At 41.9% G+C, this 21,743-nt stretch carries 22 protein-coding genes, 5 tRNA genes and 2 pseudogenes; 27 read left to right on the forward strand and 2 right to left on the reverse strand.

Features of this window, described 5'->3' with window-relative positions; all coding sequences use genetic code 11:
• Nucleotides 1-97, forward strand: a pseudogene (locus FTU17_RS00005) (IS1595 family transposase); the annotation flags it as partial.
• A gap of 441 nt (nt 98-538) precedes the next feature.
• Here FTU17_RS00005 and FTU17_RS00010 read toward each other — a convergent pair.
• Together FTU17_RS00010 and argH are read right to left on the reverse strand one after the other, a co-directional pair.
• Nucleotides 539-808 (reverse strand): oxidative damage protection protein, encoded by a 270-nt coding sequence (locus FTU17_RS00010; RefSeq protein ID WP_078190466.1) that lies wholly within the window; start codon nt 806-808, stop codon nt 539-541.
• A 27-nt stretch (nt 809-835) separates the two neighbouring features.
• Nucleotides 836-2,266, reverse strand: coding sequence for an argininosuccinate lyase (argH, locus tag FTU17_RS00015; protein WP_180002826.1), 1,431 nt, complete (start codon nt 2,264-2,266; stop codon nt 836-838).
• Between argH and FTU17_RS00020 the strand changes: the two are divergent.
• The 26 genes and pseudogenes from FTU17_RS00020 to rplL all read left to right on the forward strand — a co-directional run bounded on the left by FTU17_RS00020 (nt 2,257) and on the right by rplL (nt 21,713).
• A pseudogene (locus FTU17_RS00020) lies at nt 2,257-3,410 on the forward strand (sensor histidine kinase). The gene argH and the pseudogene FTU17_RS00020 sit on opposite strands and share 10 nt — an antisense overlap.
• A gap of 53 nt (nt 3,411-3,463) precedes the next feature.
• Nucleotides 3,464-4,204 (forward strand): LytTR family DNA-binding domain-containing protein, encoded by a 741-nt coding sequence (locus FTU17_RS00025; RefSeq protein ID WP_078190465.1) that lies wholly within the window; start codon nt 3,464-3,466, stop codon nt 4,202-4,204.
• A 95-nt stretch (nt 4,205-4,299) separates the two neighbouring features.
• Nucleotides 4,300-5,217 (forward strand): hydroxymethylbilane synthase, encoded by a 918-nt coding sequence (gene hemC, locus FTU17_RS00030; protein ID WP_218950642.1) that lies wholly within the window; start codon nt 4,300-4,302, stop codon nt 5,215-5,217.
• 3 nt (nt 5,218-5,220) lie between these two features.
• On the forward strand, nt 5,221-6,000 hold the full coding sequence (locus FTU17_RS00035; protein WP_180041304.1) for a uroporphyrinogen-III synthase: 780 nt from the start codon (nt 5,221-5,223) through the stop codon (nt 5,998-6,000).
• Nucleotides 5,997-6,839, forward strand: a complete 843-nt coding sequence (locus FTU17_RS00040; RefSeq protein WP_180134457.1) for a hypothetical protein — start codon at nt 5,997-5,999, stop codon at nt 6,837-6,839. The genes FTU17_RS00035 and FTU17_RS00040 overlap by 4 nt, the downstream gene beginning before the upstream one ends.
• 6 nt (nt 6,840-6,845) lie before the next feature.
• Nucleotides 6,846-8,039 (forward strand): heme biosynthesis protein HemY, encoded by a 1,194-nt coding sequence (locus FTU17_RS00045; RefSeq protein ID WP_180105495.1) that lies wholly within the window; start codon nt 6,846-6,848, stop codon nt 8,037-8,039.
• Nucleotides 8,040-8,048: 9 nt separating this feature from the next.
• A complete protein-coding gene (locus FTU17_RS00050; RefSeq protein ID WP_180012122.1) occupies nt 8,049-8,480 on the forward strand; it encodes a thioesterase family protein in 432 nt (143 codons plus the stop codon).
• A 142-nt stretch (nt 8,481-8,622) separates the two neighbouring features.
• Nucleotides 8,623-8,949, forward strand: coding sequence for an H-NS family nucleoid-associated regulatory protein (locus FTU17_RS00055; RefSeq protein WP_180007248.1), 327 nt, complete (start codon nt 8,623-8,625; stop codon nt 8,947-8,949).
• 167 nt (nt 8,950-9,116) lie between these two features.
• Entirely contained in the window at nt 9,117-9,860 is a 744-nt protein-coding gene (gene gspN, locus FTU17_RS00060) for a type II secretion system protein N (RefSeq protein ID WP_180012120.1), read from the forward strand.
• Nucleotides 9,860-10,726 carry a type II secretion system protein N gene (locus tag FTU17_RS00065; RefSeq protein WP_180012118.1) on the forward strand — a complete coding sequence of 289 codons (867 nt, stop codon included), beginning with the start codon at nt 9,860-9,862 and terminating at the stop codon, nt 10,724-10,726. The genes gspN and FTU17_RS00065 overlap by 1 nt, the downstream gene beginning before the upstream one ends.
• Before the next feature lie 42 nt (nt 10,727-10,768).
• On the forward strand, nt 10,769-13,000 hold the full coding sequence (gene gspD, locus FTU17_RS00070) for a type II secretion system secretin GspD (protein WP_180050750.1): 2,232 nt from the start codon (nt 10,769-10,771) through the stop codon (nt 12,998-13,000).
• 77 nt (nt 13,001-13,077) lie between these two features.
• Nucleotides 13,078-13,827, forward strand: coding sequence for an FHA domain-containing protein (locus FTU17_RS00075; protein ID WP_180012116.1), 750 nt, complete (start codon nt 13,078-13,080; stop codon nt 13,825-13,827).
• A 77-nt stretch (nt 13,828-13,904) separates the two neighbouring features.
• Nucleotides 13,905-14,573: a phosphoglycolate phosphatase gene (locus FTU17_RS00080; RefSeq protein ID WP_180002846.1), complete on the forward strand. Its 669-nt coding sequence runs from the start codon at nt 13,905-13,907 to the stop codon at nt 14,571-14,573.
• 117 nt (nt 14,574-14,690) lie between these two features.
• Entirely contained in the window at nt 14,691-16,184 is a 1,494-nt protein-coding gene (trpE, locus tag FTU17_RS00085; RefSeq protein WP_168379029.1) for an anthranilate synthase component I, read from the forward strand.
• A gap of 98 nt (nt 16,185-16,282) precedes the next feature.
• Nucleotides 16,283-16,358 (forward strand) — tRNA-Thr (locus FTU17_RS00090).
• 54 nt (nt 16,359-16,412) lie between these two features.
• Nucleotides 16,413-16,496: transfer RNA gene (locus FTU17_RS00095), tRNA-Tyr, on the forward strand.
• 38 nt (nt 16,497-16,534) lie between these two features.
• Nucleotides 16,535-16,610: transfer RNA gene (locus FTU17_RS00100), tRNA-Gly, on the forward strand.
• 23 nt (nt 16,611-16,633) lie between these two features.
• Nucleotides 16,634-16,708: transfer RNA gene (locus tag FTU17_RS00105), tRNA-Thr, on the forward strand.
• A gap of 154 nt (nt 16,709-16,862) precedes the next feature.
• Nucleotides 16,863-18,053: an elongation factor Tu gene (gene tuf / locus FTU17_RS00110; protein WP_180134458.1), complete on the forward strand. Its 1,191-nt coding sequence runs from the start codon at nt 16,863-16,865 to the stop codon at nt 18,051-18,053.
• 55 nt (nt 18,054-18,108) lie between these two features.
• Nucleotides 18,109-18,184: transfer RNA gene (locus tag FTU17_RS00115), tRNA-Trp, on the forward strand.
• A 76-nt stretch (nt 18,185-18,260) separates the two neighbouring features.
• On the forward strand, nt 18,261-18,701 hold the full coding sequence (gene secE / locus FTU17_RS00120) for a preprotein translocase subunit SecE (protein WP_078189832.1): 441 nt from the start codon (nt 18,261-18,263) through the stop codon (nt 18,699-18,701).
• A gap of 7 nt (nt 18,702-18,708) precedes the next feature.
• Complete coding sequence (nusG, locus tag FTU17_RS00125) at nt 18,709-19,242, forward strand: transcription termination/antitermination protein NusG (RefSeq protein WP_078189831.1); 534 nt, start codon at nt 18,709-18,711, stop codon at nt 19,240-19,242.
• Nucleotides 19,243-19,357: 115 nt separating this feature from the next.
• Nucleotides 19,358-19,786 carry a 50S ribosomal protein L11 gene (gene rplK / locus FTU17_RS00130; protein ID WP_004868049.1) on the forward strand — a complete coding sequence of 143 codons (429 nt, stop codon included), beginning with the start codon at nt 19,358-19,360 and terminating at the stop codon, nt 19,784-19,786.
• Between the two features lie 3 nt (nt 19,787-19,789).
• Complete coding sequence (gene rplA, locus FTU17_RS00135; RefSeq protein ID WP_180134459.1) at nt 19,790-20,485, forward strand: 50S ribosomal protein L1; 696 nt, start codon at nt 19,790-19,792, stop codon at nt 20,483-20,485.
• 301 nt (nt 20,486-20,786) lie between these two features.
• On the forward strand, nt 20,787-21,293 hold the full coding sequence (gene rplJ / locus FTU17_RS00140; protein WP_111885844.1) for a 50S ribosomal protein L10: 507 nt from the start codon (nt 20,787-20,789) through the stop codon (nt 21,291-21,293).
• A gap of 48 nt (nt 21,294-21,341) precedes the next feature.
• The gene (gene rplL, locus FTU17_RS00145) at nt 21,342-21,713 is read left to right on the forward strand and encodes a 50S ribosomal protein L7/L12 (RefSeq protein ID WP_078189828.1); all 372 of its coding nucleotides are present in this window, start codon (nt 21,342-21,344) and stop codon (nt 21,711-21,713) included.
• The last annotated feature ends 30 nt before the right edge of the window (nt 21,714-21,743 follow it).

Raw genomic sequence — 21,743 nt, forward strand, 5'->3', positions numbered from 1 at the left:
AAAAGAGTATTTTGATTATCATCTTAAAGAAACAGAATGGCGTTGGATGAGGGAGCCTAATGAGCTAGCAACAGAGTTGTGGGACCTCATTAGGTAAAACTAAGTGCAAATCTGCTAGTCTAGAGCCTTAACATTATTTAAATAATAGATTCATCTATTTAAGTTTAAATAAAATTGATCAATGGATAAAAGATTTTTCAGCAATGATAAAGATCATTTCTCAATGAAAGCTTACACAGACGTCATCTTTGTCTTACGAAAAAAAGCAGTGCTCCTAAGCACAAAAAAAAGGAGCCTTTTTAGACTCCTTTTTGAGATTTGAAGCTACGCGCTTCGCTTGTCTTGCATCATTTGTAGAGTAGTAAAAAAGAATCCCCAAACTTGGAGATTCTTTTCAATTAAAGCCCACGCGCAGCATAGCTGCTTGTCTTGCGGCGTGGCGGAGTATAAAAAAAAGAGCCCCTTTGGACTCCTTCATGACATTTGAAACTACGCGCTTCGCTTGTCTTGCGTAATTTTTAGAGCAGCGCTCTAAAAATTACTCAGGCTTTAGGCCTTCGGCTTTTTCTAAAGATTCATCATTGCTGAAGAATTTTTCACGCTGCTCTTCAAGGAACTTTTTCGCGTCAGCTTCAAACACGTTTAAACGTTTTTCATTGATCAACGTAGTTTGGTGTTTTAGCCATTCTTGCCAAGCTTGTTTAGATACCGTATCAAACAATTCTTGTCCCTTCGCACCAGGGAATGGTGCAAAGTCTAAACCTTCCATTTCAGCCTGATATTTACGGCAAAAAACTTGTCGAGACATATCAATACTCCATTTAACTTGAAAAAGTTATGCGTAAAGTTTTTCTAAACGTGCGTGTGCGCGTTCAATTGCTGCTTCAACTTGAGCAGGTGCAGTACCACCAATGTGGTTACGTGCATTGACAGATGCTTCAAGTGTTAATGCTTTTTCGAAGACATCGGCTTGAATCAAGTCAGAGAATTGTTGAAGTTGCTCAAGGGTTAATTCTGAAAGGTCTTTGCCTTCTTGAACACCGAGGGCAACCGCTTTACCCACAATTTCATGCGCATCACGGAATGCTACGCCATTTTTAACGAGGTAGTCGGCAAGGTCAGTTGCAGTTGAGAAGCCACGCAGCGCTGCTTCACGCATGATGTCAATGTTTGGCACTAGTGCAGGGATCATGTCGGCAAATGCCATGAGTGAGCCACGAACAGTATCAATTGCATCGAATAGTGGTTCTTTATCTTCCTGGTTGTCTTTGTTGTATGCCAAAGGTTGACCTTTCATTAGGGTCAATAGGCTCATCAAGTCACCATATACACGGCCAGTTTTACCACGAATCAACTCAGGAACGTCTGGGTTTTTCTTTTGCGGCATGATTGAAGAGCCGGTGCAAAAACGGTCAGGAATGTTCACAAATTTGAATTGTGCCGATGTCCAAAGAATCATTTCTTCTGACATACGTGATAAATGCATCATGATGAGTGATGCTGCAGCATTGAATTCAATACCAAAATCACGGTCAGATACGGCGTCTAAAGAGTTTTCAGCGACAGCTTCAAAACCTAGTAATTCGGCAGTGAATGCACGGTCAATTGGGTAGGTTGTTCCTGCAAGTGCAGCAGAACCTAAAGGCATACGGTTGGTACGTTTACGGCAGTCGATTAAACGCTCTGAGTCACGTACCAACATTTCAAACCACGCCATTAAATGGTGGCCAAAAGTCACTGGCTGTGCAGTTTGTAAATGCGTGAAGCCCGGCATGATGGTATTGGTATTTTTCGCCGCTAAGCCTAGGATGCCTTTTTGTAATTTTTTCAATAATTCTAAAATCGCATCGATTTCGTCGCGAACATACAGACGGATATCGGTTGCAACTTGGTCATTACGACTACGACCGGTGTGTAGTTTTTTACCTGTAATACCGATACGTTGAGTCAAGCGTGACTCAATATTCATGTGCACATCTTCTAGGTCAATGCGCCATTCGAAGTTACCCGCTTCAATTTCTGCTTTAATGGTGTTTAAGCCATTAATAATATCGTCACGCTCTTGTTCAGTCAGAACGCCGACTTTTGCAAGCATGGTTGCATGTGCAATTGAACCTGCAATATCTTGTTTATAAAAGCGTTGGTCAAACTGTACAGATGCTGTAAATTCAGCAACAAAAGTGTCAGTAGCTTCGGAAAAACGACCGCCCCACATGCCTGAAGTTTGGGCTTGTGACGGATTTGAGGAATTAGAAGATGTGGTCATGTCGGCTCAATAAGATAAAAAGCATAGAACTGAGCAAGAGTATAGCAAATTCGAACCCAGTTGCCGAAGGGCAAGTTGATCAAACTTTTAGACAGGGTTTAGGTCTATGACAATTTCTGTATTTTCAGGAAAAATGGGCCGCTGGCACTATCTGTGGGAGCTGTTTCTTGCGGGCAATATCGTGGCGTTGGTCTTGGCCTTGGCCCAAGCTCAATCGTGGCATGCTTTAAGTTTTTCCAGTGTCATGCAGCATATGTTGTTTATTAACTGGATTTTATTGGCATTTGCTGCATTTTCAGAGCTTTTGCAGAGTAAGACGCGTGGTTTAAGCATGAAAATGCTCATGTTTAGCGGGTTTGTTTTATTGCAAGCTTTGGTGTTGTTCACCACCTTAATTTTAAATGTCTTGATCTATTTTGGTGGAAATTTCAGTTTAACTGGCTTGAGTGTGGACGTTTTAACTGCTGGTGTGGTTTTAAATCTGAGCTATGGGGTATTACTTGGGGCATTTTGTTTTCGATATTTATATTTAAGAGAACAGTGGGGTCGACAACATCATAGTGAATTAAACTCACGCATTCAGGCTATGCAAGCTCGGATTCATCCACATTTTTTATTTAATAGCTTAAACAATGTGATTAGCTTGATTGCGATTGACCCAGATAAAGCGGAGCAAATGCTACTGAATTTATCTCGATTGTTCCGTGCAAGTTTTCAAGAATTGAAGTTGGTAAGTCTCAAAGATGAGATCGATCTGTGTCAGCGTTATTTGGCCATTGAACAAATGCGTTTAGGTGATCGGCTTAAGGTGGAGTGGAAACTAGAAGGTACTGAACAATACGCTCAAGTACAAATTCCACTATTAACTTTACAACCTTTATTAGAAAATAGTATTTTTCATGGAGTTAAAAAGATTTTGACAAAGAGTACGATAAATATATTGATTGAAATATTACAAAATCAAATTAATATCGTTATTACAAATCCTTATACACAGGATACAATTAAATTACGTCAGGGGAATGGTATTGCCATCGAAAACGTGAAACAGAGACTTGAGGCATATTATGGTCAGCATGTCACTTTTCAAACCTACGCAGGCGAGGGAATGTATACGACTGTGGTGCAATATCAATATAAATAGAAATCTCAGTTGACCAATAAAAATAAATGACGTTAACGAGATAAGGAGGAGAAATGGACATCCTGATCTGTGATGATGAGCCTCTAGCAGTAGAGCGATTGTCACGTTTAGTCACTCAACTTGGACATCAAGTGGTTGCGAAAGCCTCACATGGTCAACAAGCGATTGACTTGGCTCAAAGCCTCGAGCCTGATGTCATCTTACTAGATATTCAAATGCCTGAAATGGATGGGTTGACTTGCGCGAAATTGTTGCGTGAATTAGACCCCATGCCCGCTATTATTTTTTGCACTGCATATGATCATCATGCACTTGATGCATTTAAGTCGAATGCAGAGGGATATTTACTAAAACCGGTTATGCAACAGGAATTGCAGCAGGTTTTAGATCATTTAACTAAATTAACCCAAGCTCAATTGAGCACGATAAAACAAAAAGAAAATATGGACGAAATTAAAATCAGCCGCCATCAAATCGCGGCAAAGACCTATCGTGGTGTAGAGTTGGTACCTGTGGAAAATATTTACTATTTTCTTGCAGATCAGAAATATGTCACTGTTCGGCACAAAAATGGCAGCGTACTCATTGATGAAACGCTGAAAGATTTAGAGCATGAATTTGGTGATCGTTTTATACGCATTCATCGCAATGCCTTGGTGTCTGTGAGCTTTTTAGATGGTTTGGAAGTCGTAAGCTCGGGGCAATATCAGGTGCGTTGTCGAGATTTAGAAGAACGTTTGGCGGTCAGCCGTCGACATTTACCGAATTTGCGTGAGCGAATACAAAAATTATAGGGCAAGGGTCAAAGCACATTGCGAATTAAGCTTGCATTTTCAACTGAGCAAGTTAAGTTTAGAATAATAGCCCTATAGACTGTATTTTAAAATTTATGAATATCCTTAAGATCGCAACTCGACAAAGCCCGCTTGCACTTTGGCAGGCGGAACATATTCGTGCACGCTTAGAAGCACTTCATGCAAATTTGAAAGTTGAGTTGGTGACCTTTGTGACCCAAGGTGACAAGATTCTAGATACCCCTTTAGCCAAAATTGGGGGAAAAGGATTATTTGTAAAAGAATTAGAAGCGGCGTTGTTGGATGGTCGTGCAGACTTGGCAGTTCATTCGATGAAAGATGTGCCAATGGCTTTGCCTGAAGGTTTAAGCTTGGCCGTGATTTGTGAGCGTGAAGACCCATTAGATGCTTTCGTTTCAAATACTTATAACAGTTTTGATGATTTACCCCAGGGTGCGAAGGTGGGGACGTCGAGCTTGCGCCGCAAATGCCAAATTTTAAAACAACGTCCAGACCTTGAAATTATTGATCTGCGTGGCAATGTGGGTACGCGTTTATCTAAACTCGATGCGGGTAACTATGATGCGATTATTTTGGCGAGTGCAGGGCTGAAGCGTTTGGGCTTAGCAGAGCGTATTCGTCATACTCTTGAGCCTGTTGTGAGTTTACCTGCAGTTGGACAAGGTGCATTGGGCCTAGAATGTCGTAGCCAAGATCAAGCTGTATTGGATTTAATTTTGCCCTTAATGCATGCAGAGACCAATTCTTGTGTACGTGCAGAACGTGCTTTTAATGCATATCTAGAAGGTGGCTGCCAAGTACCGATTGCAGGTTATGCAACCTTAGAAAATGGTCAGATTCATTTGGAAGGTCGAGTCGGTAGTGTTGACGGTCAAACCTTGTTGAAAGCACAGCAAGTAGGTCTTCCCGAACAGGCTGAACAGCTCGGTGTCAAATTGGCCCAAGACTTGTTAGCCCAAGGTGCCGGTGAAATTTTAAAGGCACTGTATTAATACATGCTTTTTATCAATACACGTCCGACAGATCGTGCAGCGCAGCTTAGCTTGACGCTGCGCTCTGCGGGTGTTGCTGTGGCTGAGCTTCCATTACTTGAGCTTAAGCCGCGGGCATGGTCAGAAGCATTGGCAGTGTGCTATGCCCAGTTGAGTGCTGCGGATGTATTGGTTGTGGTGAGCCCCTCTGCGGTCACCTTTGGTATGCAAGGTTTGCGTAAGGCAGGCATTTCACTTGAGCAGCTCGAACATATTCAATGGGTTGCAGTTGGTGACGCAACCGCAGCAAAACTGGCTGATTATGGCATTCACAGTGTCGTACCGCAGGTGGAAACCTCGGAGGGAATGCTCACTTTAAGCCATTTAGAACAATTGGAGGCCGGGGCTTGCGTTGCATTTTGGCGCGGTGAAGGTGGTCGTCAATTTATGATGCAGCAGTTGCTAGCACGTGGCATTCAGATTCTTAATTTTGTGCTATACGAACGCCATCTACCGGAAGAGACCACTCAAAAAGTAAAAACACTCATTTCTGAACATCAGTTGTCATCTCCGTATTGTATGTTGATCACCAGTGAGGCCAGTTGGCTCAATTGGCTTGACCTGATTCAGTCGCATTTATCAGTACTGCGCCATGCACATTTTTTAGTTTTAGGTGTAAGGTTGTTCGAGCTACTTGAGCAAAGTCGTATAACACTGAACAAAGATTTTAAAATTATTCAACTCGAAGATTTAAACGCGACACACATATTGCAGCATGTGCAAGTCGTGCAGGGAAATACATGAAGAAGTTGTTTGTCGTTGTGGTCATTGTCGCCGTACTTTGGTTGGCTAAACTCAGTTTTGACCTATTTCAAGTCAATGCTCAACAAACCGAACTGATGCAACAGCAAACTTTATTGCAACAGCGCAATGCAGGTTTGAATGATCAGGTCGTGGCTTTGAAACGTCAGTTGAGCGGCACAACGACCGAGATGGCGGCTGCAACGACATCGAATACTTCGATTGCTGCTGAGGCAACCCATAGCATTGAGCCAATGATGGTTGTGGGCCAGCAACTTGATTTGGTTGAATTTGCCATGCAGCAACAACAATTTGCTGTCGCTTTGGAAAAATTAAACCAATTAGACCAACAATTAGATCAGTTGAGCTTGGCACCTGCACTTCGCATGAGTTTGCATCAGGTGATTCAAAAAGATCGTGAGACCTTAAAGCAATATGTGACAGAGCGTCAGTTGCAATCTGATAAAGTGAAAAATACCCTGCAATCGATCGATCAATTGTTAGAAAAAGAAATATTAAAGCCCTATAGTTCTAAAGAGCAGCAAAAGGGTCTTTCTTTTTGGCAAAAATGGATTCAAGTCGAATCGGTCGAGCAACCGAGTCCCGTATTAATGCAGCGTAGCTTGGTATTAAAAGAAATGCAGTTACGTTTAATTTTGGCTCAGCAAGTTTTAAATCAAGGACAATATCCTCAATTTCAACAAGAAATCACTGAAATTATGCAAATTATGCAGCAATTGCCAGATGCTTCATTAAAACCGATACGCCAACGTCTAGAACAATTAAAGGACATTCCGGTTATTTCTGTACCGCTATTAAATACTCAGGCACTCATAGGATAATCGACTATGAAACATATTTTATTGGCCTATTTATTTATTAGCTTATTGGTTGTTGCCATTATTAGTTTGCTGAGTTTTGGACATGGTGCAGGCTATGTCTATTTATACTGGCGTGAATGGCAAGTTCAATCTAATATTTGGTTTTTAGCATTATTGCTGGCACTACTGAGTTTGTTCGTGCAAATGCTTTGGTATGCGGTTAAACGCTATTTAAGTCGAGAACAGCGTAAATCTGAAACAGTCTTTAGTTTTAATAAACTACATCCCTATGAGCAATTGGCTGTCATTTGGCTTTTAAATGCTGCGCAAGATCAAAAAAACTTTATTCAGCAAGCTTTTACTGAGTCTGGATTATTAAAAGGGGTGATCGATGCGCGTTTATATTGGATTCAGCAACAATATGAAACAGCATTAAATGCATTAACTCAGACCAACCCAATGGCTTTTGAGCTTGCAGAATTGCAACGGATTGAAATTTATTTGTCTCAACAACAGGGTGAAAAGGCTTTAACGCATCTCGAATTTTTGAATCAACATGAATTATCGCCATGGTTGCAAAAAGTCAGCACGGCCTATGAGCAGCGTTTAACCACGCTATGGGGCATGTTTGCGTTGCAGTTTCCTTGGTTGTATTTGCGTTCGACACGTTATGGGCACTTAGATGAGCTGACAAAACAAGCTTGGTTGGAGCAACTATTATCTGCATTTGATCAAGCAGATGTCGATGACTTACAGCACCTAAAGCAGCGTTATTTGGATTTGCAAAATCAAATCACAGAGCGTAAATATGTGGTCAAAGTGCTTTGGTTAAAAGTCTTATCTCGTGTGCCAGAGATGAGTCAGGAACATGAGCAATTGGCTATTCATTTACTGGAACAGCAATTTAACAAAGAAGTGTTCTTTTTGTGGTTCCAGCAAAAAATGCTGAAGCAAAACCCTGACTATGTGGCTGTAGAACAGCAGATTCAACGTTGGGAAGAAAAGTATCCTGCGCTGCCTGTTTTTAGTTTTGCAAAATGGAATATTTACCAAGCGACAGCACGTCAAGCTGAAGCAGATGCATTGTTAGAATTATATCCAAATGATGTATTAATGAGTTATTTACGCATCAAGTCAGCCTTAAATCAGCAGGATGACTTGATCAAACAATTAAATTTAATATTTGAAAATAATGCCAATTTTATGGAAATTCGAATATAAGGACATTATATGCAAGAAGATTTAGCTCAATATTCATTGGTTCATACTCAACACGTCGCTTGGGGGGATATGGATGCTTTTGGTCATGTAAATAACGTGCATTATTATCGTTATATGGAAAGTGCGCGGATTGGTTATTTAGATCAGTTGGATATATTTAATCAGTCTGTGATTACGGTTGTGGCTTCAAGCCAATGTAAATATTTAAGCCCCGTGGTTTATCCTGATATTTTAAAAGTGGCAACGCGCGTTGAAGAATTAAGAAATAGTGCATTTCGTATGAGTTATATATTATGGAGTGAACAGCAACAAAAAATCGTTGCAACAGGCGATGCGGTTATTGTGTGCGTGGATAAAATGACCCTGCAAAAAACCTCTATTCCAGAAAATATTAAAACCAAAATAAAAGCCTTAGAAAATTCAGTGGGAAATAATATTTAAATACAATTTAACTTTATATATTTTAAGGAGTCGTGTTAAAATATTGTAGTAAAATGAAAATTATTTATTGAATAAAAATTTTATTATAATATTATGAGCGAGTTTTCATAAGCATTATTAAAATGAAATTTCGGAGTTAAAGATTATGCCTGATATTAGTAATTTATCAGTTGAAGAGTTAAAGAAGCTTCAAGTAGAAGCTGAAGCACTGATTGCATCTAAAAAAGATCAAGCGATTGAAGATGCGTATAACCGTATTGTTGAAATTGCAGAAAATTTAGATTTAAGCGTTGAACAAATTCTTGAATTTGGTTTAAGCAAACGTAAAAAATCAACGCGTAAAGCGGTTGAGCCACGTTACCGTAGCAAAACCAATGCAGATGACACGTGGACTGGTCGTGGTAAACAACCACGTTGGTTAGTGGCTGAGTTAGAAAAAGGCGCGAAACTAGAAGACTTCTTAATTTAAGAACAATTCATGAAATCGTCATATCCTGAGTTCAGGATAATTAAACCAGGCAAATGCCTGGTTTTTTTATCTCTTTGAATTGGCTATGCAGAAAAAGTATGCATAATGTGTCTATAAAGAAAAATGTTTAAATGATGGAAAAAAATTGATGGATCGGTTGTGGTGGGATGATCAATAAAACTAATAATATTCGGTGGCTCATTTTTGCTGCGATCAGTTTTTTAATTTTCGTTATGCTGCAAGTGCCAGCAGCGTGGCTCATTACAAAGTTTTATAAAAATAACCAAATGCTACATAACGTCAGTGGCAATATTTGGCATGGGCAAGCAGATTGGACACGAGGAAATTTGAAAGGCTCGTTAAACTGGAACACACGCCCGTGGGACTTGATTTTATTACGCTTGGGTGCAAATGTTGAAATTCATAGTGGCAATACCAAACTGCAAGGTGTTATGGGGTATGGTTTTGGCAAAAGTATCAGCATCAAAAACTTAGAGGGTCAAATTGCCCCTGAAACTTTAAAAAGTTTTGCCGATTGGCAATGGCCAACGAATGCCATTCAATTAAAAGATGTGCAGTTTAAATATAAGCCACAACAGGGATTTAGTCAGTCATTAGGCGAGATGCAGTGGGCAGGTGGGGATTTATCCTTTAGCTTTGCACAGCGTCAAGAGTCAATGAATGTGCCTGCCATGTTAGCTCAATTAAAAGATGATAATGGCAAATTGTCGATTGATGTTCGAGATCAACGCGAACAAAAGATGATGAATTTATCACTTGAGCCAGACCTCATGTTGGATGTGCAATTAACCCAGCGCTTTTTGATGAATGTTGCTTCCTATGAAGGTAAGGCAGGATTAGATACGTATGTGATTAGTTCGCGTCAACCTCTATTGAGTGGGGTGAACTGATGGCTGACTATTTCGAAAAAATCCGCGAGATCAATTGGAAGCAAACAGATCGACTTGCACCTGTGGTCTTGGCTTTAATAATTTTGTACCTGTGCTGGAAGTTAGCCGCTTTATTTTGGTTATTGATTGCACCGCCACAAGCCATGCAGTTAGACCGAGTTGAATTGGGTTCACAGCAAACGCAAGTTCCTAATATTAGCTCTTTTGCCTTGTTTCAGGAAAACCGCAGTTCAGCAGCTGACGCGCAGTTAAATATGGTGTTACAAGGTGTGGTGGTTGGACAGCCAAGTCGCTACTCGTCGGCAGTGATTAAGGTCAATGAGAGTTCAGATCGCTACTTGGTTGGAGAAACCATTCAAGGTTCATCATATCAACTGGCTGAAGTTTATTGGGATAAGGTGATTTTAACGCAGGGTAATGGTGCACGGCGTGAATTAGCGTTCCAAGGTATTGAAAACGGATTAGATCAACCGATTGTCCCTACAGCCAATGCAACATCAGGCGGATCTTTGCAAAATAACAGCATGCAAAATGCAGCTAATCCTGCAAATTCAGGGCAAGGCACGACGCAGTCCGCGATTGGTCAGGCCGTACAACGCATGACAGAAAATCGTGAGCAATATCTGCAGGAAATGGGGGTGAATCCATCAGGTAATGGTGGGTTTGAGATTTCAAATCGAACACCTGCTGCCTTGAGAAATAAATTGGGTTTGCAACCGGGTGACCGCATTATGTCTTTAAATGGGCAGGCAGTCGGTGCAGGACAATCTGAGGCGCAATTATTAGAACAAGCCCGCCGTGAAGGGCAGGTGAAACTTGAAGTCAAACGTGGTGATCAAGTGATGACCATACAACAGGATTTTTAGTGATGTTTCATCACTTTATAGGGTTAGGAAACACAGGCGTATATGGCTTTATTTAATAATAACCGTTCAACTTTAGCTGCCTATGCCATGGTGCCCTTGGTTGCTATGGTCAGCACAGCAAGTTATGCACAAACATGGAAAATCAATTTACGTGATGCAGATCTTACGGCATTCATTAATGAAGTCGCAGATATCACGGGGAAAAATTTTGCAGTTGACCCACGGGTACGAGGAAATGTAACGGTTATTTCCAATAAGCCTTTAAATAAAAATGAAGTCTATGACCTGTTTCTCGGTGTATTGAATGTCAATGGCGTGGTGGCGATTCCATCGGGCAACACCATTAAACTGGTTCCAGACAGTAATGTAAAAAGCTCGGGCATTCCTTATGATGCGCGCCACCGTGCGTCTGGAGACCAAATTGTCACCCGAGTAATTTGGCTTGATAACACCAATGCCAACGACTTAATTCCAGCCCTACGTCCACTGATGCCGCAATTTGCACATTTGTCAGCAGTGGCGGGGACCAATGCGCTGATCGTCTCAGACCGTGCTAGTAATATTTACCAGCTCGAAACGATTATTCGTAATTTAGATGGAACGGGTCAAAATGATATCGAAGCCGTGACGCTGCAATCGAGTCAGGCCGAAGAAATGATTGGGCTGTTAGAGTCGATGAGTTCGACCGGCGCATCAAAAGACCCGAAAGGTTCACGAATTCGTATTATTGCGGACAATCGAACCAATCGTATTATCATTAAAGGTGATACAGCGACACGTAAGCGTATTCGTAAGATTATTGAGACCTTAGATGTGCCTGCTGCAGATCGATTGGGTGGATTGAAAGTTTTTCGTCTAAAGTATGCAAGTGCCAAAAACTTGTCAGAAATCTTACAAGGCTTGGTCACAGGGCAGGCCGTTTCGAGTACAAATTCATCGAATAGCTCAAATAGCAGCACGATGAACAGTTTAATGAATGATAGTAACAGTTCGAATTCACAGTCATTCAGTTCACAAAATAACACCAGTTCAGGTATTAACCTCAACAGTAATAACTCTTCCAATAATACGCAAAACGGTATCTCAAGCTTTAATGCCAATGGCGTGAGTATTATTGCTGATGCCACACAAAATGCACTGATTGTGAAAGCAGATCCGCAGCTCATGCGTGAAATTGAATCTGCGATTCAGCAGCTCGATATTCGTCGTCAGCAAGTGCTGATCGAAGCGGCGATTATTGAAGTTGAAGGCACGGATACCGATCAGCTCGGTGTGCAATGGGCGTTGGGAGATATCAGTAGTGGTATCGGCTTAATTAACTTTGATAACTTTGGTTCTAGTTTAAAAAATATTGCCGCAGGTTATTTAACTGGTGGTGCTGCGGGTGCGGGTAGCGCGGTGAGTGCGGGTACTTCTTTAGTTCTTGGTGATTATCGTGAAGGCAGTGATGGTTCGCGCAAACTCTATGGTGCGATGATTCAGGCCTTAAAAGAAAAGACCAAATCCAATTTATTATCTACACCGTCGATAGTGACGATGGACAACGAAGAAGCCTATATTGTGGTGGGTGAAAACGTTCCATTTGTGACAGGTTCGGTCACCACCAATGGTGGTACAGCCAATCCGTATACATCGATTGAGCGTAAAGATGTCGGTGTTACTTTGAAAGTTGTGCCGCATATTGGTGATGGCGGCTCGGTGCGTTTAGAGGTCGAGCAAGAAGTTTCTGATGTAAAAGACAATAAAGGTCAAGCGTCGGACTTAGTTACGACTAAACGTGCGATTAAAACCTCGATCTTGGCAGAGCATGGTCAAACGATTGTGTTGGGTGGTTTGATCTCGGACAATACATTGCATGGGCGTCAATCCGTTCCGGGGCTCGGGGCTATTCCTGTACTGGGCAAACTTTTTAGCTCGGAAGGAAAATCCAACAGTAAACGCAATTTGCTGATCTTTATTCATCCGACCATTGTTGGAAATTCTGCTGATGTGAAGAAAATGTCTCAGCAACGTTACAGTCAGCTCTATAGTCTGCAACTGGCACTGGATAATGACGGTAATTTTGCGAAATTACCTGAAAATGTGGACGATGTGTATCAGCAGCGCATACCTGTTTCAAAAGGTACAGCACCAGCCCCTGTGTATAAGACGGTACCTACAGCACCACAAACCACACAGCCAGCGGCAGTGGTCTCCACGCCAGTCGCCATTGAACCTGCAGTGAAGCGCCAAACCATAACCGTACCGAATGGCAAAGTGGCGGAAACTCCTTAGGTTAGACAGTAGGGTGGTTTAGCTTTGAAACCACTGCATGCTATGATGAAAAAAACGAGCAATAGAGAATTAACTTCATGACTTGGAAAATTCAAGCAATTTCTGGTGATTTAACAGGACAAGAAATTAGTATTGAGCGAGATATGTTGGTGGGTCGTCATCAACAAGCAGATATTGTTTTACAAGAATCTGATGTATCGCGTAAACATGCTGCCTTTGTACTGAAAGATCAGGCACTCTGGTTGCAAGATCTCAATTCATCCAATGGGACGTTTATTAATGATGTCCGTTTGACTGGTGAATCACTTTTAAAAGAAGGTGATATTGTACAGTTTGCCAGTGTGAAGTTTAGTTTATTGGCTCCAGCTAAAGCTGTTCAGATCCCAGCGGATATTGAACAAAGCGTTGAAGCGTTGCAAACAGAAGAAATTACACCTGTTCAGCAGCCGTCTGAAGCTGTTGCGGTTTCTGAAACTGCGGCACAAGAACCTGTTGTTAAAACGTCTGAAACTGAGACACAAGAGCCTATCGTTAAAACTGCAGCACAACAAATGAATGATCAAGGGATGCCAGAGTTGAAAGAGCGTGATGGTTCAGTTCAATTGACTCGTGATGGTATGCCGACCAATGTGGGTGTGCCTAAACCTGCGCCAATCCCTGAGGGAATTGACATTACTGCTGCTCCGAAAAATGAAGCATGTGATGTAGAAATTCCAGCGACATGTGTAGAGCAAGAGCGTGAAGCGCAAAAAAATGCCTCTGTAGGCTTAATCTCAGTCATTGTTTTAATCATTCTTGCAATTATTGCATGGGTGTTGTTTAAATAAACCGAGACATTCCTCAAAAGGCATGCATGGGCATGCCTTTTTTATGGGGAAAATTTACAAAAAAATAGAGGGATATTATGTTTGAAGTTCGTTTAGCAGAACGCCAAATGATTTTATTTGATCTGGATGGAACGCTAGTCGATTCAGCATCTGACTTACATCGTGCGATGAATATGAGTCTAAATGCGTTGCAATTACCTTTGGTCACAGAAGAGCAGGTGCGAAACTGGATTGGGAAAGGGACTTCATTATTTTGTCATAGCGTACTTGAATACTTGACCGGAAAGGTGGATGCCGCACAGCATCATCTTTTACTGGAAACTTTTCTAAAGATTTACAATGCCGATCCTTGTGTCTTGACGCAGCCCTTTGACGGCATTCTATCGTTCTTGGATTGGGCAAAAGCAGAGCAGAAAATTCTGATTTGTGTAACCAATAAACCAGAGCAACCGGCACGCAGTATTGTGCAAGCACTGGGTATGCATGATTACTTTGATGATGTGATAGGCGGAGATCGTTTTGAAGAGCGGAAACCACATCCCAAGCAGCTAGAGTATTGTGCGGAACATTATGCCTTACCAAAACAGCAAATTTTGATGGTGGGTGATTCTGTCAATGATGTAGAGGCAGCACGTCGTGCTGGTATTGATTGTATTGTGGTCAGCTATGGCTATAATCATGGTGAAAATATTCGAGATTGTCAGCCGCAGCATGTGGTCGATAACTTAAAAGAATTATTGGGTTGAAATAATTAGGGTTAAGGAAGTGAAAATGAGCAAGTGTGTAGGTTTTCGATGGCGTCACTCAATCAGCATGAGAAGAAATTAACTGAAATTGACCACGCGAAATATAGAGAAACCGAGATGACTACACAAACTCAATTTGAACAACTGAAATCTGCTGGATATAACTTGATTCCAGTCTATCGTCAGCGCTTGGCAGATACAGAAACTCCGCTGTCTGTCTTTGCGCGATTAAAACAACATAAACAAGCCTATTTATTTGAATCTGTAGAGGGTGGCGAAAACTGGGCACGTTACTCCATTATTGGTTTGGGTGAGTCCACCGTATTTTCGTGTAATGAAGGGCAGTTGACCGTTCAACATGTTGATGGTTCGATTGAAAAACAACAATGTGCAGACCCATTTCAATACATCCGTGACTTCCAAGCACAATATAAAGTCCCTACACAGCAAGATTTGCCTGCGTTACCGAGCTTTACCGGTGGATTGGTTGGATACTTTGGTTATGACGCTGTGCGTTATATCGAACCGAAGCTCAATAATGTGCCAGAAGCTGACCCAGTCGGGATTCCAGATATTTGGATGATGCTATCTAAAACCGTCATTGTCTTTGATAACCTCAAAGATACTTTATTCTTAATTGTACATGCCGATGTAAATGATGCTGAGGCCTATACCCAAGCGCAGCAACAATTGGATGAGCTAGAAGAACTTTTGGCAACCCCAATTGCACTCAAAGCAAATAAGCATACTGCACCACAGTTTGAATCCATCACTGGACATGACAACTTTATTGACTCTATTGCAAAAGTAAAAGAGTACATTAAAGCCGGTGATGTGATGCAGGTTGTGCCGGGCCATCGTATGGTATCCGATTTTGATGGTGAGCCTTTGCAGGTCTATCGTGCACTACGTCACCTCAATCCATCTCCATATTTGTTCTTGGTGCAAGGGCAAACACTTGAGAATGACATTCCCTTTCATATCGTCGGTTCATCACCTGAAATTTTGTCCCGCCTAGAAAATGGTGTAGCAACAGTTCGTCCTTTGGCGGGCACGCGACCACGGGGTAAAACCAAAGAAGAAGATTTAGCACTTGAAAAAGATTTGCTATCTGATGAAAAAGAAATTGCAGAGCATTTGATGTTGATCGATTTGGGTCGAAATGATGTTGGACGTGTTTCTAAAATCGGTAAAGTTCACGTGACTGATCAAATGGTGATCGAACGTTATTCGCATGTCATGCACATTGTGTCAAATGTACAAGGTGAAGTACGTGATGATGTCGATGCTTTGGATGTTTTTAAGGCAACATTCCCTGCGGGTACGCTTTCAGGCGCACCAAAAATCCGCGCTATGGAAATTATTGACGAAGTTGAACCAGTAAAACGTGGAATTTTTGGTGGTGCTGTTGGTTATTTAGGCTGGCATGGGGAAATGGACATGTCGATTGCGATTCGTACCTGTGTAATTCGAGAAAATAAGGTCTATGTTCAAGCTGGAGCAGGGGTAGTTTATGACTCAAATCCTGAATCAGAGTGGAATGAAACCCAAATAAAAGCTCGCGCAGTGATCAAAGCGGTTGAATTATCATCAAATGGATTGATTTTATGAGTTTTTCACGTTTTTTTTAGAAAAAACACTTGCAAGGATTTCAAGATTTGCTAAACTGCACACCGTTCCGATACGAAACGTACGAAACACTAAGAAACGCCGGCATAGCTCAGTTGGTAGAGCAACTGACTTGTAATCAGTAGGTCCACAGTTCGAATCCGTGTGCCGGCACCATCTTAGAAAGTTTGAGAGTGAGTAGAAAGAACGACACTGAAGTAAGTGTAAAATGGTGAGGTTCCCGAGCGGTCAAAGGGGGCGGACTGTAACTCCGCTACGAAAGTTTCGAAGGTTCGAATCCTTCCCTCACCACCAATTTTAAGACTTCAATAAGTGGTTTGTACCAACATCGTGCGGGAGTAGCTCAGTTGGTAGAGCGGTAGCCTTCCAAGCTACATGTCGCGAGTTCGACCCTCGTCTCCCGCTCCATATCTATTGAAGTGCTTATATTTGCTCTTATAGCTCAGTGGTAGAGCACTCCCTTGGTAAGGGAGAGGTCTCGAGTTCAAATCTCGATAAGAGCTCCAGATTTTACAGTTTAGCAACTTTAAATGTTGCACAAGATTCCAGAAGCAGGCTTTTTAGTCTGCTTTTCAAGTATTGGGTGTTTATTTTTTTAGGCGATATGTCGGAGCTGGGTTTTACTCAGAATTGTGTTCGACGTAAACGAGGAAGAAAAGCATGGCTAAGGCTAAGTTTGAACGTAATAAGCCACACGTTAACGTGGGCACAATCGGTCACGTTGACCATGGTAAAACGACTTTAACAGCTGCAATTGCAACTGTATGTGCAAAAAAATTCGGCGGTGAAGCGAAAGATTACGCTGCAATCGACTCTGCACCAGAAGAAAAAGCACGTGGTATTACAATTAATACTTCACACGTAGAATACGATTCTCCAATCCGTCACTACGCTCACGTAGACTGCCCAGGTCACGCCGATTATGTTAAAAACATGATTACTGGTGCTGCGCAAATGGATGGTGCGATCCTTGTATGTGCTGCGACTGATGGTCCAATGCCACAAACTCGTGAACACATCCTTCTTTCTCGTCAGGTAGGTGTACCTTACATCGTTGTATTCTTAAACAAATGCGACCTTGTGGATGATGAAGAACTTCTTGAATTAGTAGAAATGGAAGTTCGTGAACTTCTTTCTACTTATGACTTCCCAGGCGACGACACTCCAGTAATCCGTGGTTCTGCTCTTGCGGCGCTTAACGGTGAAGCTGGTCAATACGGCGAAGACGCTGTAGTTGCTCTTGTTGAAGCTCTTGACTCTTACATTCCAGAGCCAGAACGTGCTATCGACCTTGCATTCCTTATGCCAATCGAAGATGTATTCTCAATTTCAGGTCGTGGTACAGTAGTAACTGGCCGTGTTGAAACTGGTATCGTGAAAGTAGGCGAAGAAGTTGAAATCGTTGGTATTAAAGATACAGTTAAAACAACTGTAACTGGCGTAGAAATGTTCCGTAAACTTCTTGACGAAGGTCGTGCGGGCGAGAACTGTGGTGTTCTTCTACGTGGTACTAAACGTGAAGACGTTCAACGTGGTCAAGTACTTGCTAAACCAGGTACAATCAAACCGCATACTAAATTCGACGCAGAAGTATACGTACTTTCTAAAGACGAAGGTGGTCGTCATACTCCATTCCTTAACGGTTACCGTCCACAGTTCTACTTCCGTACAACTGACGTAACTGGTGCGATCTCGCTTAAAGAAGGCGTTGAAATGGTTATGCCTGGTGACAACGTAGAAATGTCAGTAGAATTAATCCACCCAATCGCAATGGACGCTGGCTTACGCTTTGCGATCCGTGAAGGTGGTCGTACAGTTGGTGCGGGTGTTGTTTCTAAAGTAACTGCATAATATAATACAGTTATCTTTGTACAGATCGAGAGTTTCGACTCTCGATTTGCTCTGCAGGTCAGTAGTTCAATTGGTAGAGCGTCGGTCTCCAAAACCGAATGTTGGGGGTTCGAGTCCCTCCTGGCCTGCCAAATTTTTTTAAAAAGAAGCTTGATGCTGGCTCAACTGGTCATATAATAAGTCGCGAATCCTACGACGAGTACAAAAATGTCGAATGATAAATCGCGTGACGCATTAAGCGACGCGCCAATTCCTCAAAGAAATAATCCTGCTGAAGTTGTTAATTCTGGTTCCCCTTTAGACTATGTTCTGTGGGTTATCGCGTTGATTTTACTCGGTAGTTCTATGATGGTGAATCAACATTTGCCAGCATACTGGGCACCAGCGAATGATGTTTGGGTCCGTGTTGGGGTAATTTTGGCTTGTATCATCGTGGCTTTAGGTTTATTATACGCCACCCATCAAGGCAAAGGCTTTGTTCGATTGTTGAAAGATGCTCGAATTGAGTTACGTCGAGTGACTTGGCCAACCAAGCAAGAGACCATGACCACATCTTGGCAGGTACTTGCGGTAGTCTTAGTGGCATCTATTTTATTATGGTGCTTTGACTATGCTTTGAGCTGGTTAATGAAGTTTATTATCGGGTAAGAGAGCTATGAAACGTTGGTACATTATTCATGCCTATTCTGGTTATGAAAAACAAGTGTTACGCTCACTTAATGATCGAATCCAGCGTAGCGCTGTAGCCGATAGCTTTGGTGAAGTCCTTGTCCCTACTGAAGAAGTAGTGGAAATGAAGGATGGTAAGAAACGTAAATCTGAGCGTAAATTCTTTCCCGGCTATGTGTTAGTCGAGATGGAAATGAATGATGAAACTTGGCATATTGTTAAAGAATGTCCAAAAGTATTAGGTTTCATCGGTGGTACTGCAGAAAAGCCTGCACCAATTACGCAAAAAGAAGCTGATGCGATTCTTGCACGTGTACGCAATACTGGCGAAGCACCTCGTCCTAAGACGATGTTTGAACCAGGTGAAGAATTACTCGTAATTGACGGTCCATTTACCGATTTTAAAGGCGTGGTGGAAGAAGTTCTATACGATAAGTCACGTTTAACGTTGACGATTAATGTATTTAATCGACCAACTCAGGTTGAGCTGGAATTTCGCCAAGTCGAAAAATCGGTTTAATTTAACTTGGTTGATAAACGCCCGATTTGTTATGAGTCGGGCATTGTTGTTGTAACGGTATCGTTACTTATATGTATGGGGAGCCTAGCGGCGTTAGTACCCAGAGGTAATTGAAATGGCTAAGAAGATTGACGGCTATATCAAGCTGCAAGTTCCAGCTGGTAAAGCAAATCCATCTCCACCGATTGGTCCTGCACTAGGTCAACGTGGTGTTAACATCATGGCATTCTGTAAAGAATTCAATGCTGCGACACAAAAAGTTGAAGCTGGTCTTCCAATTCCAGTAGTGATCACTGTGTACAACGACAAGTCGTTCACATTCATCATGAAAACTCCTCCTGCTGCGATTCTTCTTAAGAAAGCTGCGGGCATCCAAAAGGGTTCAGCTGTACCTAACAAAACTAAAGTTGGTAAGTTGACTCGCGCTCAATTAGAAGAAATTGCGACTACTAAAGAACCAGATCTTACTGGTGCTGATTTAGACGCACGTGTACGTACCATTGCTGGTTCTGCGCGTTCTATGGGCTTGGAAGTGGAGCTATAAGACATGGCTAAATTAACTAAACGTCAAAAAGCCATTATTGCTGCTGTTGAAGCTAACAAAGTTTACACTTTGGAAGAAGCAGTTGCAGTTCTTAACGGCCTTCCAGCAGTAAAATTCAAAGAATCTTTGGATGTTGCTGTAAACCTAGGTGTTGATCCTCGTAAATCTGACCAAGTTGTTCGTGGCGCGACTACACTTCCTGCAGGTACTGGTAAAACTGTACGTGTAGCTGTGTTTGCTCAAGGCGCTGCTGCTGAAGCTGCTAAAGCTGAAGGCGCGGACGTTGTTGGTTTTGATGATCTTGCTGAAAGCATCCAAGCGGGTAACCTTGACTTTGACGTAGTAATTGCAGCTCCGGATGCAATGCGCGTTGTTGGTAAGTTAGGTACGATTCTTGGTCCACGTGGCTTAATGCCAAACCCTAAAGTGGGTACTGTAACTCCTGACGTAGCTTCTGCTGTTAAAAATGCGAAGGCTGGTCAAGCACGTTACCGTGTAGACAAAGCAGGTATCATCCACGCTGCGATCGGTCAAGTAGGTTTCACTGCTGAAGCTGTTCGTTCAAACGTTGAAGCTCTTGTAGCAGACCTTAAGAAAGCAAAACCTGCTACTTCTAAAGGTGTTTACATCCAAAAGATCACTCTAAGCTCTACTATGGGTCCTGGTCTTGTTGTTGATGTGGCAAACGTTTCTAAATAAGTTTCGACTTATTACAGAATTTTAAAGCCCTGAGTAATATTTGAAGCACCACTTTAAATATTACGCAAGAAACGTTCCGTCGTATATTGCGTGATTCAGGCAAACTTTGAATTGATAAATTTAGATTTATCAGCGTCAAAGACCTCAGGCGAGGGGAGTTTTATGCTTTCTTCTTAATAGCCTAGCCTGAGTAGACGCGGTGGTGTGATTTGTTCCTCCTCCGCGTGTTGGTTCAGTGATGAGCTAACGAATTGGGAGTGCATCTGTATAGGTGCATAAATCACCGTTAGGAGGTTTTACAATGGCTCTTCTTATCGAAGGCAAAAAACAGATCGTAGCTGAAGTAACTGAAGTTGCTTCTACTGCGTATGCTGCTGTTGTTGCTGACTATCAAGGTTTAACTGTTGAGCAATTAACTGCTCTACGTGTTGAAGCTCGTAAACTAGGTGTTGCTACTCGTGTAGTTCGTAACACTTTGGCTAAACGTGCTCTTCAAGATACTCAATTCAATATCTTGAGCGACAACCTTGTTGGCCCAACAATCTTAGCTTTCTCAACTTCTGAAGACGACATGGGCGCAGCTGCTCGTTTGTTCGAAGAATTTGCTAAAACTAATAAAGCATTTGAACTTAAAGCTGCTGCATTTGACGGTAAAGTTTATCAAGGTGCTGAAGTTAGCGTTATCGCGAACCTTCCAAACCAAGAGAAAGCGCTTACTATGCTTGCAAACGTTCTTCAAGCTCCTATTTCGAAATTGGGTCGCCTTATTACTGCGCTCAAAGAGAAAAACGAGTCAGAAGCTGCTTAAGCTTAAATCAATTTACACACCATTCAATACCCATTTGGAGTTACTCTCATGGCTTTAACAAACGAAGAAATCTTAAACGCAGTTGCTGAAAAAACTGTTCTTGAACTTGTTGAACTTATTTCTGCTTTCGAAGAAAAATTCAACGTATCTGCTGCTGCTGTAGCAGTTGCTGCTGCTCCTGGCGCTGCTGGTGCTGCTGCTGAAGAACAATCAGAATTCAACGTTGAGTTGACTTCTTTCGGTGCTAACAAAGTTGCTGTAATTAAAGCAGTTCGTGAAGCTACTGGCCTTGGTCTTAAAGAAGCTAAAGATCTTGTTGAAAGCGCTCCTTCAGTTCTTAAAGAAGGCGTTTCTAAAGAAGAAGGCGAAGAACTTAAGAAAAAACTTGAAGAAGCTGGTGCTACAGTTACACTTAAGTAATCTTAAGGGGAGTCGATTTTTTTATAATCG

The sequence above is a fragment of the Acinetobacter sp. YH12070 genome, assembly GCF_013419625.1.
Taxonomy (GTDB): domain Bacteria; phylum Pseudomonadota; class Gammaproteobacteria; order Pseudomonadales; family Moraxellaceae; genus Acinetobacter; species Acinetobacter amyesii.